Origin of the sequence: Shewanella sp. NFH-SH190041 (genome assembly GCF_024363255.1) — a bacterium.
Taxonomy (GTDB): Bacteria; Pseudomonadota; Gammaproteobacteria; order Enterobacterales; family Shewanellaceae; genus Shewanella.
The window spans coordinates 2316549-2332458 of the sequence record NZ_AP026070.1; the positions used below are offsets into that span (position 1 = coordinate 2316549).

The 15910-nt window shown below is 45.7% G+C and carries 14 protein-coding genes; 3 read left to right on the forward strand and 11 right to left on the reverse strand.

Features of this window, described 5'->3' with window-relative positions; all coding sequences use genetic code 11:
• Nucleotides 1–8: 8 nt before the first annotated feature.
• Entirely contained in the window at nucleotides 9–992 is a 984-nt protein-coding gene (pheS, locus tag NFHSH190041_RS10195; RefSeq protein ID WP_261921754.1) for a phenylalanine--tRNA ligase subunit alpha, read from the reverse strand.
• 791 nt (nucleotides 993–1783) lie between these two features.
• Here pheS and NFHSH190041_RS10200 point away from each other — a divergent pair.
• A complete protein-coding gene (locus NFHSH190041_RS10200) occupies nucleotides 1784–4417 on the forward strand; it encodes a PAS domain S-box protein (RefSeq protein ID WP_261921755.1) in 2634 nt (877 codons plus the stop codon).
• A gap of 52 nt (nucleotides 4418–4469) precedes the next feature.
• On the opposite strand, the gene NFHSH190041_RS10205 is transcribed toward NFHSH190041_RS10200, so the two are convergent.
• From NFHSH190041_RS10205 to speE, 9 genes are all read right to left on the reverse strand, one after another.
• A complete protein-coding gene (locus NFHSH190041_RS10205; RefSeq protein WP_261921756.1) occupies nucleotides 4470–5342 on the reverse strand; it encodes a RimK/LysX family protein in 873 nt (290 codons plus the stop codon).
• Nucleotides 5343–5384: 42 nt separating this feature from the next.
• Nucleotides 5385–5759, reverse strand: coding sequence for an STAS/SEC14 domain-containing protein (locus NFHSH190041_RS10210; protein ID WP_261921757.1), 375 nt, complete (start codon nucleotides 5757–5759; stop codon nucleotides 5385–5387).
• Nucleotides 5760–5903: 144 nt separating this feature from the next.
• Nucleotides 5904–6272, reverse strand: coding sequence for a DUF3802 family protein (locus NFHSH190041_RS10215; RefSeq protein WP_261921758.1), 369 nt, complete (start codon nucleotides 6270–6272; stop codon nucleotides 5904–5906).
• A gap of 139 nt (nucleotides 6273–6411) precedes the next feature.
• Complete coding sequence (locus tag NFHSH190041_RS10220; protein ID WP_261921759.1) at nucleotides 6412–6870, reverse strand: YaiI/YqxD family protein; 459 nt, start codon at nucleotides 6868–6870, stop codon at nucleotides 6412–6414.
• Nucleotides 6871–7147: 277 nt separating this feature from the next.
• Nucleotides 7148–7792, reverse strand: a complete 645-nt coding sequence (pdxH, locus tag NFHSH190041_RS10225) for a pyridoxamine 5'-phosphate oxidase (RefSeq protein ID WP_261921760.1) — start codon at nucleotides 7790–7792, stop codon at nucleotides 7148–7150.
• Nucleotides 7793–7875: 83 nt separating this feature from the next.
• On the reverse strand, nucleotides 7876–8808 hold the full coding sequence (gene speB, locus NFHSH190041_RS10230) for an agmatinase (protein WP_261921761.1): 933 nt from the start codon (nucleotides 8806–8808) through the stop codon (nucleotides 7876–7878).
• Nucleotides 8809–8842: 34 nt separating this feature from the next.
• Nucleotides 8843–9772: an S-adenosylmethionine decarboxylase proenzyme gene (locus tag NFHSH190041_RS10235; RefSeq protein ID WP_261921762.1), complete on the reverse strand. Its 930-nt coding sequence runs from the start codon at nucleotides 9770–9772 to the stop codon at nucleotides 8843–8845.
• A 50-nt stretch (nucleotides 9773–9822) separates the two neighbouring features.
• Nucleotides 9823–11742, reverse strand: coding sequence for a biosynthetic arginine decarboxylase (speA, locus tag NFHSH190041_RS10240; protein ID WP_261921763.1), 1920 nt, complete (start codon nucleotides 11740–11742; stop codon nucleotides 9823–9825).
• Nucleotides 11735–12634: a polyamine aminopropyltransferase gene (gene speE / locus NFHSH190041_RS10245; RefSeq protein ID WP_261921764.1), complete on the reverse strand. Its 900-nt coding sequence runs from the start codon at nucleotides 12632–12634 to the stop codon at nucleotides 11735–11737. Before speE ends, speA begins: the two co-directional genes overlap by 8 nt.
• Before the next feature lie 659 nt (nucleotides 12635–13293).
• Between speE and NFHSH190041_RS10250 the strand changes: the two genes are divergently transcribed.
• Nucleotides 13294–14127, forward strand: coding sequence for a S1 RNA-binding domain-containing protein (locus tag NFHSH190041_RS10250; RefSeq protein ID WP_261921765.1), 834 nt, complete (start codon nucleotides 13294–13296; stop codon nucleotides 14125–14127).
• Between the two features lie 158 nt (nucleotides 14128–14285).
• Entirely contained in the window at nucleotides 14286–14936 is a 651-nt protein-coding gene (locus NFHSH190041_RS10255) for a YceH family protein (RefSeq protein ID WP_261921766.1), read from the forward strand.
• 668 nt (nucleotides 14937–15604) lie between these two features.
• On the opposite strand, the gene NFHSH190041_RS10260 is transcribed toward NFHSH190041_RS10255, so the two are convergent.
• Nucleotides 15605–15814, reverse strand: coding sequence for a cold-shock protein (locus NFHSH190041_RS10260; RefSeq protein WP_261921767.1), 210 nt, complete (start codon nucleotides 15812–15814; stop codon nucleotides 15605–15607).
• Nucleotides 15815–15910 lie beyond the last annotated feature (96 nt).

The window sequence follows — 15910 nt, forward strand, 5'->3', positions numbered from 1 at the left end:
TGGCTCCGTTATTTAAATTGCTTTAGGAAACGCAAGTCATTTTCAAAAAATGCCCGCAAATCATTAACGCCGTAGCGCAACATGGTGAGACGCTCAACGCCCATACCAAAAGCAAAACCGGAGTATTTCTCAGGATCAATACCAACACTGCGCAGCACATTTGGGTGTACCATGCCGCAACCCAGCACTTCCAGCCACTTGCCATTTTTGCCCATCACATCCACTTCGGCAGAAGGCTCTGTAAATGGGAAATAGGAAGGACGGAAACGCACCTGCAGATCTTCTTCAAAGAAGTTACGCAGGAAATCATGCAAAATGCCTTTCAATTCAGCAAAATTCACATGCTCGTCCACCAGCAGACCTTCTACCTGATGGAACATTGGGGTGTGGGTCATATCGTAGTCATTACGATATACCCGACCTGGAGAAATAATGCGCAGCGGGGGCTGTTCTTTCTCCATGGTGCGAATTTGCACACCCGATGTTTGAGTGCGCAGCATCAGTTTAGGGTTAAAATAAAAAGTATCATGATCCGCACGGGCTGGATGATGCTCAGGGATATTTAATGCATCAAAGTTGTGGAAATCATCTTCAATTTCCGGCCCTTGCTTTACAGTGAATCCCAATTCACCAAAGAAAGTTTCAATCCGTTCAATGGTTCGGGTCACAGGATGTAGACCGCCATTGCCAATTGTTCGGCCTGGCAGAGTCACATCAATTTTTTCCGCAACCAATTTGGCTTCCAGCTCTGCCGCTTTGAGGCCTTCAATGCGTTGGCTCAAACACTGCTGCACCTGCTGTTTTGCCAGATTCACTTTCTGGCCAAACGCCGGCTTTTCTGCCGGGCTCAGGGTGGCCATCAGTTTCATCATGTCGGTAATTTTACCTTTCTTTCCTAGGTAATCGACGCGGATTTCATCCAGCGCTTTGAGGTCGCTGGTCTGGTCGATCGCTGCCAAGGCTTGTTCTACGATCTCAGTTAACTGCTGCATCTTCTCTTCCACTACTTAACCATTTGATGAAAGTCAGGCTTTAATCAAAAGGTTTCGGTGTATGTCTAATATATGGTTGTTCCATTTCACCCAACTGCTATCCTATTCGCCTCTACCCCTTTAAGGGTAAGGGCTGCAGCGGGTCTCTCCTCCAGATAAAAAGAGTAAAAGTTTACGCGACACGCCCTCTTTTGACTAGGGTTAATTATGGCTTTTTGCCATTAAAATTCATGGAGTAAAGGCATTTTTTTGATTAATTCATGGTCAAGTTAGAAGTGGTTGACACCCATCGCCTTTTTTTTCAGCAATTCATTCATATTTCGGTAAATAATCTTGCTGACACACCACATGAATCGACATAAAAACTACCAAAATCACGCAAATAAAAACCAATTTAATACAAAAAATGCAGATGGCGTCGAAAAACCACAAAAAAACAACATTAGACAGTAATGTGCTTATCATCACAAAAATACCGTCAAACTAAGACTCTGTTTAGCTGGAAAATAAAAATCCCTATATTGAAAGAAAATCCACTGCAGCAAAAACAAACAAAACACGCTTTTGACATCGACATCACTAAACCAAAGTCACTGCACATTGACCGTGCCTTATTGGCATAATCAATCGCTAGGCATCAACCCAACCACACGGCTTAAAATCCTGAGATCAAAAAACAAATAACATATTAATACAATAAGTTAATCATTTTAAGTTACCACCTTAATAGGATAACAATCACCCATAAACAGGTTACAATAGTCGCGATAATGATAAAAAGAGGCGTTGCTGTGATAAGGACATCGGAAGGAAGTACGCTGATATCTCAACTACGTGGGTTACCGGCAACGATTAGCGCCACACAGCTGGTCATTGCCAGTATTCTGATCATCAGTACTCTCTGGGTCATGTTGGATTTACAGCAACAACAAGCCAGAGAGCAGCAGGAAACGCTGAATCGTAACTATGGACAATTGATCGTTACCCGACTTCATGAAGTGACAGCACAAATCTCCGCCCTAGTCATCTCCATTGCCAGTCTAGGCGAGGCAAATAGCCACCAGTCCGAGCAGCTTCAGCGTATTATTCCCATCATGCTGGATCTCGAAAGTCAAAAATCGTTAATTTCTGGTGGTGGACTCTGGCCAGAACCCGATGTTTTTCACCACGGAAAAAATAAAGACAGCCTGTTCTGGGCCAGAACGCCACAGGGCACATTACAACAATTGGACGATTACAACCAAAGTGATGCGCCAGCTTACCGCGACCAATACTGGTATCGGCCAGCACGACTCCTCCCCAGAGGGAAAGTGCTTTGGTCCAAATCCTATCGCGACCCTTTCACCCATGAGTCCATGATCACCGCCTCGGCGCCGCTGTGGCTGCAACACCGTTACATTGGTTCCGCTACCGTTGATATCAGTCTCAAGCAGTTAAATTCATTTATTCACAGTGGCAATGAAAAACAACGGGGCTACATCATGGTAGTCGATCAATTCGGGCAGCTATTATCAGCCCCGACAGCGTTAGAGCGCAGACTTGGTGGCACATTAACCTTGATGAACATACGCCATTTAAGCCATGAAATACCCGACTTCTCCCCGCTCACATCAGCCTTGCAGCAGAGTAATCAAACCCTCATTGAACTCGCCGCACAGCAGGACAGATATCAGCATGAACAGATCGCGCCGATTTTAGCTCCCCTTCCGGCAAACGAAGCACAACTCACCAGAGCAACGCTCAGTCACCTCGCTACAGGTTGGCCATCCGCCCCCTATCCATTGGCAAATATCAATTTAGCCAATGATCCGATACTCCATGAGCAATCCATGGTATCTGTTTTTTTGATGCCAGATACTTACTGGAAAGTCATTGTTGCAACGCCCTACTCAACATTTGGCGCTGGTGTGAAATCTTTAGTGGGCAAGATTGGAGCCTATCTCGTTGTCATCCAATTATTGGCATTAGCCCTACTCTTCTACATTCTGCACCGTTTTCTCATTAAACCACTCAGTACAATGGTCATGGCCCTACAACATAATCAGCCAGAGCAAATTGAAATTCTAGCCAGCGAACGCCACGATGAACTCGCAACCCTTGCACGGGCCTTTATCTCCCGTAATCGGCAACTGGAGACAACCATGGCCAGTTTAGATGCGACAAATCTCGCATTAGAACAACAACTAGCCGTTCAGGCGGATGCACAACTATCATTAAGCCAATATCGGGATCAACTCACAGCGTTAATCGAATCATCGGACAATCTGATTTTTATCAAAGACCCACAGGGGAAATATCTCTTAGTTAACGAGAAGTTTTGCCAATTATTAGGACGTGAACGCCAACGCATTATCGGTATGGACGATACGCAATTATTTCCACCAGAGCAGGCAGAAAAATATCGCGAACGCGATTTACGAACACTCCGCAGTGACAGCACTATCAGCTTCAATACAATATTTCACGGCCATCAGGGCAGTAGAGCACTGAGAATAACTAAATTCGTTATTCGCAATAGCCAAGATCAGATCTTAGGCATAGGTGCAATAGCATTTGATATCGCCCACCAGAATCGGGAAGTTGAACAGCTTAAACAACAATTGCAGCAGCAAAGCGACGAAAACGCCGTACTGAGCCATTCACTGGATAACATTTCAGCACAACTAGAAGCGGTAAAATTTACACTGAAACAACATAATGGACAACCGGGGCAACACGTAAATCAAAAGGTCATCGATTTTTCCAATCAGGTGCAACGGCAACTTCTCCAAAGTATATTGCACTATCTGCTGCAATTGCAGAATCACACCTTAGCCAGTTCTGACTCGGTCATCACGGCAGGTGTCACTATGGATAACATCACTAAGACCAACAATAAGCACAAAGATACAGAGACAATCAGGCACCTGACACGGATATTGGATCCGGCTAATGGCGCATCATTCAGTCAACAAGATATGCTCAGCCTGCTCAATGCCATCTCATCCCGAAGACAAATAGCAATCTCTTGGCAGGTAAAGGCCATCGCAGATTCACCATCCAAGCGTTCACTTCAGCATAACGCTTTTTTCCCCCAGCAATCTTGGGCTTTACTGCAATTGCTTTTCCAACTGGGTGCAGTTATCGCCGAGCAGCATCAGGAAACTAACGGTAAGCATATAAATAGCCAAATTAACGGTGATAAGACACCCTCAAATATTCAAGCTGTAAGCCAAGCAAGCAGTGAGCAAATATTGCCCATTACTTTGACAATGCACCATGCTAAGTCGGCTTTAGTATTAACAGGGTTGAGGCATAATGTTGATACGGATAAGCCCCAATGGCAGAGTTTGTGTCATTGGGCAAATCACTATTTACAATTCCAATTAGTGATTAATAAAGACGATTTATCAATCGACATACAATCAACGCTCATTTCTGCATAACCAGATACAACAAAGGGGAGCTTAACGCTCCCCTTTGTGAGTCATTTAAGACTTAGTGATGGACATCAACCAAATAATGCCCCGCCAGCCAATTTCTACCAATTAATAACTTCTGGTGCATTTTACTGCGATTTTTCAAGTTTACCCGTACCTTGTATTCCTTACCCGGCTCTCCCATCGTCAAAGCAACCATATAACGGATCTCACTGCCCTGAGCATTACGGATAAGCGAAGTATTAACAATCTGAGTCGTCACTGTCGCAGTTTCTCCGGCTTCATTAGCCGTAGTAAAGGTAATCATTTTGCCGACATTATTGTGCATATTCTTATGGTCAACATTTTCGATATGCAGATTGTAAGCATGCAAAGAGCTTTCCACAGCACCGGTGTCGATACGCGCTTTATATGTTAACCCGGATTCATTGATATGAATGTGGGCTTTGGCACCAATCACTGGAAGCGTCTGCACATTGACAAGGTAACGACCTTTAAGCCAATTCCGACCAATGAGTAATTTGTAATCCATATGGTCACGGTCTCGTAGATTGACTTTAACCACTCGACGATCACCATCAAAGGTCAAGGGTAATTTGACCATATAGCGTTTTTCAACGCCCTGAGCATTTTTAATGGTTGAAACTGCAACAATTTTTGCTTTTAGCTGCTCCCGCTCACCCTGCTCATTTTCTGTTGAAAAAGCCAACATTTTGCCAATATTATCGCGTTTATCCGCAGCTTCCCCACCAATAACCTGCATATCAAATGCATGCAGCGAACTGTATGATGCTCCGGTATCAATCCGCGCTTCAAATGCTAACGCGCCATCCCCAAGCGTAAAGGGTTCTGTTGGCCCAAGTACGGGTTTGGTATAAGCAAAAGCAGAGAGTGAAATCAGCGACATTAAAAATACAACTGCACGTAACATTGATGTTCCTCGGTGTTAGCGGTAAGACCGTAACAGATAGGATTAAACTAGGCTGGGCTCTGCCAGCCAATTAAGGGCTTCCTGCCGTTGCGACAAATTAAACACCCCTGTAGGACAGGGCAACATAGCCGCCAAGGCGGCGGTCATATTGTGTAACAATGGATCGTCTGTCAACACCACTATCTGAGAAAAATCCTGCAAATGGAAAAAACTTAATACGGCTTCATCCCACAGGCAGGATGCTGTCATACTCCGATAGGCTGGAGAAAATTCATACCAGAGACGAATACTGGCATGATCGAGCAATGCAGCCTCAACTGCTGGAATGAGCACAGACTCATAATCCGAAGCACTAATAACGCCACTGGCTTGAATAGCAACAGTGTCATGTTCAAACCCCGGCAGCAATACCAACATATGCCATCTCTCCTGTCATCATGATTGCAATATTATGCCAGTTCATTGCAAGACTGTCCTATCGTCGCTAGCGCTGAAAAAACTACACAGAGAAGATCATCTCAGATGTAAACTGAACCGCATTGTATTACCAATTGAAGAATACTAATTGAAGACTGCAAGTGGAGGCTCGACAGCCGTGAGCGCACTATCAAACAAATTTTTGATTAAACCGGCATATTCCGTGATAAATTCTTGCTGCTCTGGCAACAAAGTTCGACTGCCCGCAGCCGCCATGATTTCTTCTAAGTCAGCAGCAATACAATCCAATTCAGCAATCACTTCATTACGCTGTGTTGGCGTTAATCTATTATGCTGGGCACAAACTTGCATCACCTGAGCCGATAATTGCTGCTCAAAATACGCCAATACCTGTGGACCACTGCCCATAGCAGTATCAGCAGTCTCAAACAGTGACAGATTGTCTGATAAATACATTAATAACTGGTTATAACCTTCGGTATTGGTAACCATCACTCACCCATTATTGTTTAATGAAACGGGATATTCCGCTTGTCCATTAGCCGAAAATCCGTCTACTCACATTACACTGCAACGTCCTGCCGCTGAAAACTTCAGACACCAATTAAAGTCGCGGTTAAAGCGACAATAATTAGGCACTTTTTGCGTGTACACTTAGCCAGATATCAAGTTGTCTCGCAAAAGCATGTTTATCTTGATTGGATAATGCAGCGGGGCCACCACTTTGAATACCTGAGCTGCGCAAAGTATCAAAAAAATCCCGCATATTAAGTCTTTCCCCAATATTAGCGGCGGTCAGCGCTTCCCCTCTTGGGGTCACAACGCAACCTCCTTTTGCAATTGCTTCTGCAGCTAGAGGGATATCGGCACTGATGAGCAAATCATTAGCTTCAAGCTGCGCCACCAAATAGTGATCAGCCACATCAAAACCACTGCTCACTCTTACCGTAGCGATATAACGACTAGGCGGTACAGATAAGGCATGATTAGCCACCAGCGTCAATTTAACCCTGTGCCGTTCGGCAGCCTTAAATAAAATTGCTTTTATGGGATTAGGACAGGCATCCCCATCAACCCAGATACTTGCCATGATAATTGTTCACTCAGATGATTGATTGTGATTGCGATATAACCCTAGCTACTGCGCAACCATAACGTTATACATAACGGCACTGACGCCTTTCAAAACCTATCTTAATAAACGCCGTGCTCCCAGAGACTTATCCCCGAGAAAAGCCCGCAAGGATACACTGATTTATCAGAAAAAGGCAGTCACAGCGGCAAATAACCCCCCAGGTTGAAACCAAACCGTCAGCAGACAAATTTAGTCAAGAAATAACTGATTATAACTCAACGCACCTCATGGCTCAGGGAGCTAAACGGCTGATATGCCAATCATCGCTATCGTCTTGGCGCTGATATATAAATCTGTCGTGCAATCTATGTTCGCCGCCTTGCCAAAATTCGGCCGTATTGACTTTAACCCGGTATCCTCCCCAAAAACTGGGTAAGGGTACCGTTTTATCTGCAAATTTATGTTTAAGTTCTGCAAATTTACTTTCTAATACTTGCCGAGCGGAAAGCCGGCTGGATTGTTTTGAGGCCCAAGCGGCTAACTGACTTTCCTTAGGGCGGGAGAGGAAATATTTAACCACCTCAGTTGCAGACAAAGGTGTGACTCGCCCGGTAAATGCCACTTGGCGCTCTAACATATGCCAGGGAAAATGTAGGCTAATTTGACTGTTGTGCTGTAAATGTTGTGCCTTGCGACTACCCAAGTTGGTAAAAAACACCAGCCCTTGCGCATCATACTGTTTCAACAACACTATCCGTTGCCAAGGTTGCCCATCAGCATCCACAGTTGCCACCGTCATTGCCGTCGGGTCTTGTAACTTTGCAGCCACCGCCTGCGCGAACCACTGCTCAAACAATGCCATTGGCTCAGCAGTTAAATCGGTACGCCGTAAGCCACCTTGCAGATATTCACGTCTGATTTGGGTCAGATCTGTCATCAGCTATCATCCTTTTTAGCCGGTATTTTATAACAAAAAAGCCAGTGTAAAATACACTGGCTTTTTATCACAAGAAAATGCAATTACTTGGTAATTTTACCCTGACTGTCAGCCCATACATGAAGCATTTCCAACCCCAATGTAGCCGCGGCTAATGCCGTGATTTCTGAATTGTCATAGGCTGGAGCAACTTCTACCACATCCATACCGATAATATTCATGCCTTTCAGCCCACGAATGATTTTCAGTGCCTTATCACTTGTTAGACCGCCCATTACTGGGGTGCCAGTGCCTGGGGCAAATGCCGGGTCCAAGCAGTCAATATCAAAGGTCACATATAAAGGCATGTCACCCACGCGGGCACGGATTTGATCCACAATCTGCTCAGCAGTCAAATCATTAGCATGGGCAGCATCAATCACCTGATAACCATGGCCCTGAGGCTCATATTCAGTACGAATACCCACCTGAACAGAATGATCAGGATCCACCAGCCCTTCAATTGGAGCATGATAGAACATAGTGCCGTGGTCATATTTACTGCCCTGGCTGTAGGTATCAGTGTGAGCATCGAAATGCAGCAGCGCCATTTTGCCATGTACTTTCTGGTGGGCGCGTAACAAAGGCAGTGTAACAAAATGATCGCCACCAAAACTGAGCAATGTCTTACCAGACTTCACAACAGCAGTAGCAAAATCTTCCACCCGCTGGGTGAAGTCGGCTGAATCGCCACAGTTGTATACCAGATCACCCGCATCAACAACTTTGATGTTATCGCCAAGACGGAATGGCCAAGGCCAACGTTTTTCTTCCCAAGCTAAGTTTACAGAGGCATTACGAATAGCCCCTGGCCCCATACGGCCACCACTGCGGCCCGTTGTGGCCATATCAAAAGGTAAACCAATTACAACAACGTCAGCATCGCTTTCAAGCGGTTTGAAATTCAATGGCTGGCGTAGATAGCCAAACGCATTGGAATATAGCGAATAGTCTGCTTTGTCTGCAATCGTGGTCATAGTCACTCCAAACGATGGCATTTAGCCATCAAACTTACAGTTTTTCTGGGATCAGCACTTCGTGGCACATTTGCTGATAGTGGCTGAATTCAATATTATAACCCTGCTCCGAAGACAGCGAGCAGCTTCCCAGACACAGATGCGGCGGATACCCCTTAGTATCACGCCCGGCATTAAAGCCAATCACATCCCAACTGCCCGGGTCGAGTATTTGCAGCAAATTAGCAAATACTGGTTGCGGGTAAAGGGTCAAATCCAAATTAGTTTCGAAGCTAACGTATGAGCTGGTTTCCTGCGGGGTAATATGGATGGTAATGTACCTGTCCCCTTTGATACCGTTGACAGAGTAACCAAATGGCTCAAACAGAAAGTCATCAAACTCAAAACCGGGAAATCCATCTTCCAGACGTAACAGCTGTCTTACGCCTTGCGCGCTCTGCCCTGTGCTACGCAAGTAATCTGCAGCCTCTCCCCGGATATGATACATCAACAATTCACTGGTAGTATCTTCCAGTACCCCATAACAGGGTTTGTCAGTACAAAACACATAGTGATGATGTGAATCCAGATGTCCTATACGATAGGCGTTTCCAGTGATTTTTTCTCGCAATCTAAACAAATCTTCATCAAAGCTGCTTGACTGCAAATGGGACAGATATTCATTTTTACGTTGATAACAAGCAAACTCCACCGCAGACTCACCAACCTTATCAATAAAGGCCAATGCGGCATCGGCCAACGTCGTCGTTCCGCAGGTCAGCATCAAAAACCGTCGTTCCCAGACAAACAGACTCGATTCACTGAGCAGGTAAGCATCGCAATCTGCATTGCTGATCACGGAGAGAATTTCAGCATTGGCACAAGCGACAATCTCCTGCCAAAATGTTTTACCCAAGCTGCGCAGTGAGGGGGCCTGCGCAATCACGGTGACTTCTATTTTTTTCTCTGAGCCTTCAAAAAACATGATTGTCTTCCTTATAAGGGCTGCCGAGACAGCCCGAATGCCAAGTCCGATCAAAACTGGGCAATATCTTCCAGATAGGTGTATCCCTTCAGTCCTGCCTGCAATTCAGCCAAGATCTGTGCCCGCTCCGGCTCGGCAATAAACCGTTGTACCAACTCCTCATAAGTCTGCATAAATACCGCTGCATCTAAATTGACATATCGCAATACATCTTCGACGGTATCTCCGGCCAGTACTGAATCTATTTCAGCCTTGCCATCAGTATTGAGGCGCACCACCACTGAATGGGTATCCCCAAACAAATTATGCATATCCCCCAGAATTTCCTGATAGGCCCCCACTAAGAAAAAACCGAGCAGATAAGGGCTGTCCGGCGACCAAGCCGGTACCGGTAATGTGGTCTCAATACCCTGCCCATCCACATACTGATCAATAGCACCATCAGAATCACAGGTAATATCCAGCATCACCGCCCGCCGAGCTGGCCGCTTATCTAATCCAGTTAAAGGAAGCACAGGGAAAACCTGGTCGATCCCCCATGCATCAGGCAGAGACTGAAACAGTGAGAAATTGACAAAAAACTTATCCGCCAGTTTTTCATTTAACTCATCAATAATGGGTCTGTGATAGCGGTTTTTACTCTTCATCAGCCCTTGCAGCTCTGCACATACCCGCAAATTAGTCTGTTCAGCCCAAGCTCGGTCGGCTAACGATAACTGCCCCATCGCAAACAGCGAATGCGCTTCGGCTAAATCCTGTTGTACATCATGGTAAATTTCTATCTGCGCCCGTGAGTCCAGTCGACCTTTTAAATCCTGCCAAGACTGCCACATATTGTGCAGCAGTTGAGGGGCATCCACAGATGGCGGACAAATGTCTTCTGAGCGGTAGGCTTCGGTACCAATGACATCTGAAATTAACACCGCATGATGTGCGGTTAAAAAGCGCCCGGATTCAGAGATAATCCGCGGCATAGGTTGGCCGTATTCCTGACACAACGCGGCCAACACACTGACAATGTTATTGGCATATTCATTCAGGCCATAATTCATCGAATTGGCAGATTGACTGCGGGTTCCGTCATAATCCACCGCTAAGCCGCCACCCACATCAAAATTACTGACACAAGCGCCCAACTTACGCAGCTCACAGTAAAAGCGCGCCGCTTCACTGACGCCCTGGCGAATATCGCGAATATTGGCGATCTGTGACCCCAAATGAAAATGCAACAATTGCAAGGATGGCAACATATTCTCTTGCCGTAGGGCATCAACCACCTGTAGCACCTGGGCTGCTGACAAACCGAACTTGGATTTCTCTCCACCACTGGCCTGCCACTTTCCGCGTCCCTGAAAGGCTAACCGGGCCCGAAGTCCTAGCCGGGGCGTCACCCCTAATGCAGCCGCTTCTTTTAATACCAGTTTCAGCTCTGACAGTTTTTCCAGTACGATATAAACTTGGTGACCCAATTTTTCACCAATCAGGGCTAGACGGATATATTCACTGTCTTTATATCCGTTACACACAATCACAGAGCTGGCTTGCTGTGCCATCGCCAGCACCGCCATCAATTCCGGCTTACTGCCCGCCTCTAACCCCAATTGCGGGATCGCTTTGGATTGCTGAGATGCCAATAACTCCTCAACCACAGTGCGCTGCTGATTTACTTTAATGGGGTAGACCAACAGGTAATCCTGTTGGTAATCATATTTTTCAATCGCTTGGTTAAAGGCCTGACATAAACTGTTAACCCTGTGATGCAAAATTTGTGGAAATCGCAGTAGGACCGGCAAAGATACCCCTTGTGCCACCAAATCTCGGGTTAGTTCATGCAAGGCTAACTGATACTGCGGCCGCGCAGGATCCGGCGCCACAAACACATCCCCAGCCGGAGATACGCCATAAAACCCCTGACTCCAGTGAGCCACATTGTAATTTGCTTGCACATCATCCATCGACCAGTTAGGCATCTTGTGCGCCCTCCTCAATACCGCTAACGGATAGCGCTGCAGATAAAGCCGTTTCGATAAATGCTGGCAGCGCAAAACTGGCCAGATGGACTTTGGGCGTGTAGTAACGGGTGTTAATGCCGCTAGCAACATATCTGTCATTCAGCTCAGATAAACGCAATTGCCGGGCAGCCAAATTATCCGTCGCCCAAGCAAATGCCATATTGCCGCCAATGTAGGTCGGTACAGCAGCTTGATAAAAAGTACATTCTTTAACGTAACTGCTCATCCGGCGCAGCGTATTTTGCAGCTCGTCCTCCTGCATAAACCCTACCCCATTTTGGGCAACGAAAATGCCACCATCATTAAGGCAACGTTTACAGCCAGCATAAAACGCTGAGGTAAACAGCACTTCACCCGGTCCCACTGGGTCAGTACAGTCAGAAATAATCACATCGAACCTTTCCTGACAATGGTCAACAAACGCCATACCATCATCAATCACCAATTCAAGTCGGGGATCATCAAACGCCCCTTGTGAGTGATTCGGTAACCATGTTTTGCACATCTCAACCACGGCGGCATCAATCTCAACCATGACAATCCTCTCTATTTGGCGATGCTTAACCACCTCACGCAACATGCCACCATCACCACCGCCGATAATCAACACACTTTTCACTGCGCCATGGGCCAATACCGGCACATGGGTTAACATTTCATGATAAATAAATTCATCCCGCTCGGTGGTCTGAATGACACCATCAAGAGCCATCACTCGGCCAAAACGGGCATTATCAAAAATAGTTAAATGCCATTGCGCAGTTTTTTGCTCAAACAATACCCGGTCCATGGCAAAATACTGACCATATCCTTGGTGCAGTGTTTCGTAATAAAGCGTTTGCTTTTCCATAATCTATTCCATTTGGTACATCAAAAACCCAAGACTAATCCCCCGAAACAGAGCAAACCATTTCAGGCGAGACAATCAAACAGTAGGATCAGTTGGGACTGGCGGCAGCCGCTTCGCGGCAGGAATTTATGCGAACCAACGTCAGGTGTTTGCGTTCAGGATGGAACGACAAGCATAACGCAGGTAAAAAAGGATATGCTGGGGTATGGCAACAGCGTGCGGGATAAATCCGGTCATGCATGGGTGGTGTATTCCTCAAATGTCCGTATCATCGCTTGAGGGCGGTGACACGGTTTACGCCTCGTGAATCATAAAAACCTTAACTGCTTACGCAATTGCTATTTGACTTATTTCTACTAACACAGGTAGTTACCTGCAATCGGCGCAATTAAACCCCGCAGTTATTCAGATTGCAAGGTCTGCATTTAACCAAATAAACACCCGAAGCCTATTTTGGCAACCTGTGCTGACATTTCAGACAGATATACCCCTTTTTTGCCTGACAAACCAGCACTTGCGATACAAAAAGTAACAACCGCCCTCCCCCGGAACATCCTAATGCTGACGAAATACGCCCAGTACAAATCTTCACGAGCATCACTGAGGTGATTCCTTTATAATTCCAGAGTCACATGACAGATTACACTAGCGGAAAACTCATGATTCAAATCGGTAAAACCTACACCTTGGACGTGGTAAAACAGGTTAATTTTGGCTTCTACCTTAATGCCCACGAGCTGGGGCAGGTATTGCTGCCCAACAAACTGGCGCCTAAAGAATGTCAGGTAGGTGATCAGGTTGAAGTCTTTCTTTATCTCGACTCTGAAGATATGGTGATTGCCACCACCCAAAAGCCTAAAGCCCAAGTCGGTCAATTTGCCCTGCTCAAGGCTGTTGCCATCGGCCGTTTCGGTGCGTTCCTAGACTGGGGACTGGATAAAGACCTATTGCTGCCATTTGCCGAGCAAAGCCGTCAAGCTGAAGAAGGCCGCAGCTATCTCGTCTACGTGCATACCAACCGCGCTGATGATCGTATTGTGGCCTCAGCTAAAATTGATAAGTTTTTAGATAAGACCCCCGCCCGTTATAAGGTTGGCCAACAGGTTAATATCATTATCGCCGGCACCACTGACTTAGGTTACAAAGCGATTGTTGAACACAAGCACACAGGTGTTATTTACCAAAATGAAGTGTTCAAAAAACTCAGATTTGGCCAGTCGCTGAAAGCCTACATCAAGCAGGTACGCAGTGATGGCAAAATTGATCTGCAATTACAACGTGGTAGTAAAGCGGAGCTGGATCAGTTCAGCAGTCAAATTCTGACTAAATTACGCCAAGCCGGTGGTTTCCTGCCACTGACAGATAAAACCGATGCCGATGTCATTTATGCTGAACTAGGCATGAGTAAAAAGGCATTTAAAAAGAGTATCGGCGGCCTGTATAAGCAGGGCCAGTTAACTATCGAAGACAATGGTTTACGGTTAGTCGAATAATATTTTTACGCGGGCCGGTTTTTCTGCCCGCGTTTTTCTGTCCCGCTCAAAAGCTATCCAATCAATATACTCTCTGTCACAAATCAGCCGCCATCGCTGGTGAGCCCACAGTTCCGGTGATATAACAATTGCATGTTCCTCAGCAAAAGAGAAAAACAATGCAATTAACCAGCATCGAAGCCCGGGTTATCGGTTGCCTGATGGAAAAAGAAGTCACTACGCCAGAGCAGTATCCACTCTCCCTCAATGCGCTTACCCAAGCCTGTAATCAAAAAACCAGCCGCGAGCCGGTGATGTCTCTCAGTGATATAGAGGTACAACAAGCACTGGATGAACTGAATAAAAAACGGCTTATCAGCGAACAATCCGGTTTTGGCAGTCGGGTCGTCAAGTACAAACACAGATTTTGTAATACCGAGTTTTCTGATCTACAGCTGAGTAAAAGCCAATTTGCCGTTATCTGCCTATTGCTGTTGCGAGGGGCACAAACTCCAGGTGAATTACGAACCCGGGCCGGACGCTTGTATGACTTTAGCAGTATTACTGAAGTGGAAAATGTTTTATCAGAGCTGAGTAACCGAGATGAACCCATTATTCGGCAGCTACCTCGAGAAGTAGGCAAACGTGAAAGTCGTTATTGCCAATTATTCTGCGCAGCCCCCGAAGCGGTAACATCGTCAGCGAGCTCTGTCCTGGAGTTAACGCCAAGGTCGGATGATACAACTATGTGCGATCGTATCAGTCAATTAGAACAAGATGTCGCCGAACTTAAAGCGCAATTAGCTGAACTGAAACAGCTACTGGAATAATGCCAGATTACATCCATCTTTGAGCTTAAATTCACTTTAGTCAGTGTCGCGCAGCCGAGTATCGGGTAGTAAATATCTTTTCTATCGGCTGCGGTTATTTTTCGGGGGGACTAGCCACTCACACTTCCCTGCCCTACTTTCACTCCCGAACGCTCACAATCAAACGGTTGCCATGCCATATATGTGCTCGTCATCAAGCATACACATGTGTCGTCAGGTGCATTCATCAATACTCAACTATTTAGCTTATTTGGTTAAGTACAGAGCTCACAACATCAATCATCACTACAGCCGACAAACACTCTCCCCATAATCATGCTTGGTACGACGAATGTGATGTCCATTTTTTAGCTAACGAGAAAAGTGTTACAGCGGGAGTTATACCTAGCTGAAATAAGAGTCCTTGATACTGTCGCTATAGTGTTATATCTAATGGCGCGATGTTTAGCCGTAAACGTAACGAGAGTTCAGCTCAACATACACGCTGTACAGAAAAATCCGTAAAAGTATAACCATGACTTAGAGATTAACAATCAGAAAGTTTAGGGAGATTGGAGCGATAAGCAGGAGAAATAAGATAGAGAATGTGAAAAAAGAGAAAATGACATAAACAAAAAAGCTGCGGCGCCATCGGCGGCCACAGCTTTTATTTCAATCCAAGCGGATGATTAACCGATAATGGTTACGTTTTCAGCTTGAGGACCCTTCTGGCCTTGAGTAACAGTAAACTGTACTTTCTGACCTTCGTCCAGAGTTTTGAAACCATCAGAGTTGATAGCACGGAAGTGAACGAATACGTCTGGACCGCCTTCCTGCTCGATGAAACCAAAACCTTTATCAGAGTTGAACCACTTAACAACACCAGTTACTTGAGACATGAATTATATCCTGTACATAAGAAAATTTAAGCCTAAACGGCGGTAGAGCTGAAAATGCCGGTTTACTTATGTTAACAGGACGAAACAGATCGTATT

What these genes read in the sequence shown, in the direction of transcription:
- speA (WP_261921763.1), bottom strand. Translation starts at nt 11,742, where the DNA reads ATGCCTAACTGGTCGATGGATGATGTGCAAGCAAATTACAATGTGGCT.
- NFHSH190041_RS10215 (WP_261921758.1), bottom strand. Translation starts at nt 6,272, where the DNA reads ATGGTTACCAATACCGAAGGTTATAACCAGTTATTAATGTATTTATCA.
- speB (WP_261921761.1), bottom strand. Translation starts at nt 8,808, where the DNA reads ATGACCACGATTGCAGACAAAGCAGACTATTCGCTATATTCCAATGCG.
- NFHSH190041_RS10235 (WP_261921762.1), bottom strand. Translation starts at nt 9,772, where the DNA reads ATGTTTTTTGAAGGCTCAGAGAAAAAAATAGAAGTCACCGTGATTGCG.
- pdxH (WP_261921760.1), bottom strand. Translation starts at nt 7,792, where the DNA reads ATGACAGATCTGACCCAAATCAGACGTGAATATCTGCAAGGTGGCTTA.
- NFHSH190041_RS10250 (WP_261921765.1), top strand. Translation starts at nt 13,294, where the DNA reads ATGATTCAAATCGGTAAAACCTACACCTTGGACGTGGTAAAACAGGTT.
- speE (WP_261921764.1), bottom strand. Translation starts at nt 12,634, where the DNA reads ATGGAAAAGCAAACGCTTTATTACGAAACACTGCACCAAGGATATGGT.
- NFHSH190041_RS10260 (WP_261921767.1), bottom strand. Translation starts at nt 15,814, where the DNA reads ATGTCTCAAGTAACTGGTGTTGTTAAGTGGTTCAACTCTGATAAAGGT.
- NFHSH190041_RS10255 (WP_261921766.1), top strand. Translation starts at nt 14,286, where the DNA reads ATGCAATTAACCAGCATCGAAGCCCGGGTTATCGGTTGCCTGATGGAA.
- pheS (WP_261921754.1), bottom strand. Translation starts at nt 992, where the DNA reads ATGCAGCAGTTAACTGAGATCGTAGAACAAGCCTTGGCAGCGATCGAC.
- NFHSH190041_RS10210 (WP_261921757.1), bottom strand. Translation starts at nt 5,759, where the DNA reads ATGTTGGTATTGCTGCCGGGGTTTGAACATGACACTGTTGCTATTCAA.
- NFHSH190041_RS10220 (WP_261921759.1), bottom strand. Translation starts at nt 6,870, where the DNA reads ATGGCAAGTATCTGGGTTGATGGGGATGCCTGTCCTAATCCCATAAAA.
- NFHSH190041_RS10205 (WP_261921756.1), bottom strand. Translation starts at nt 5,342, where the DNA reads ATGTTACGTGCAGTTGTATTTTTAATGTCGCTGATTTCACTCTCTGCT.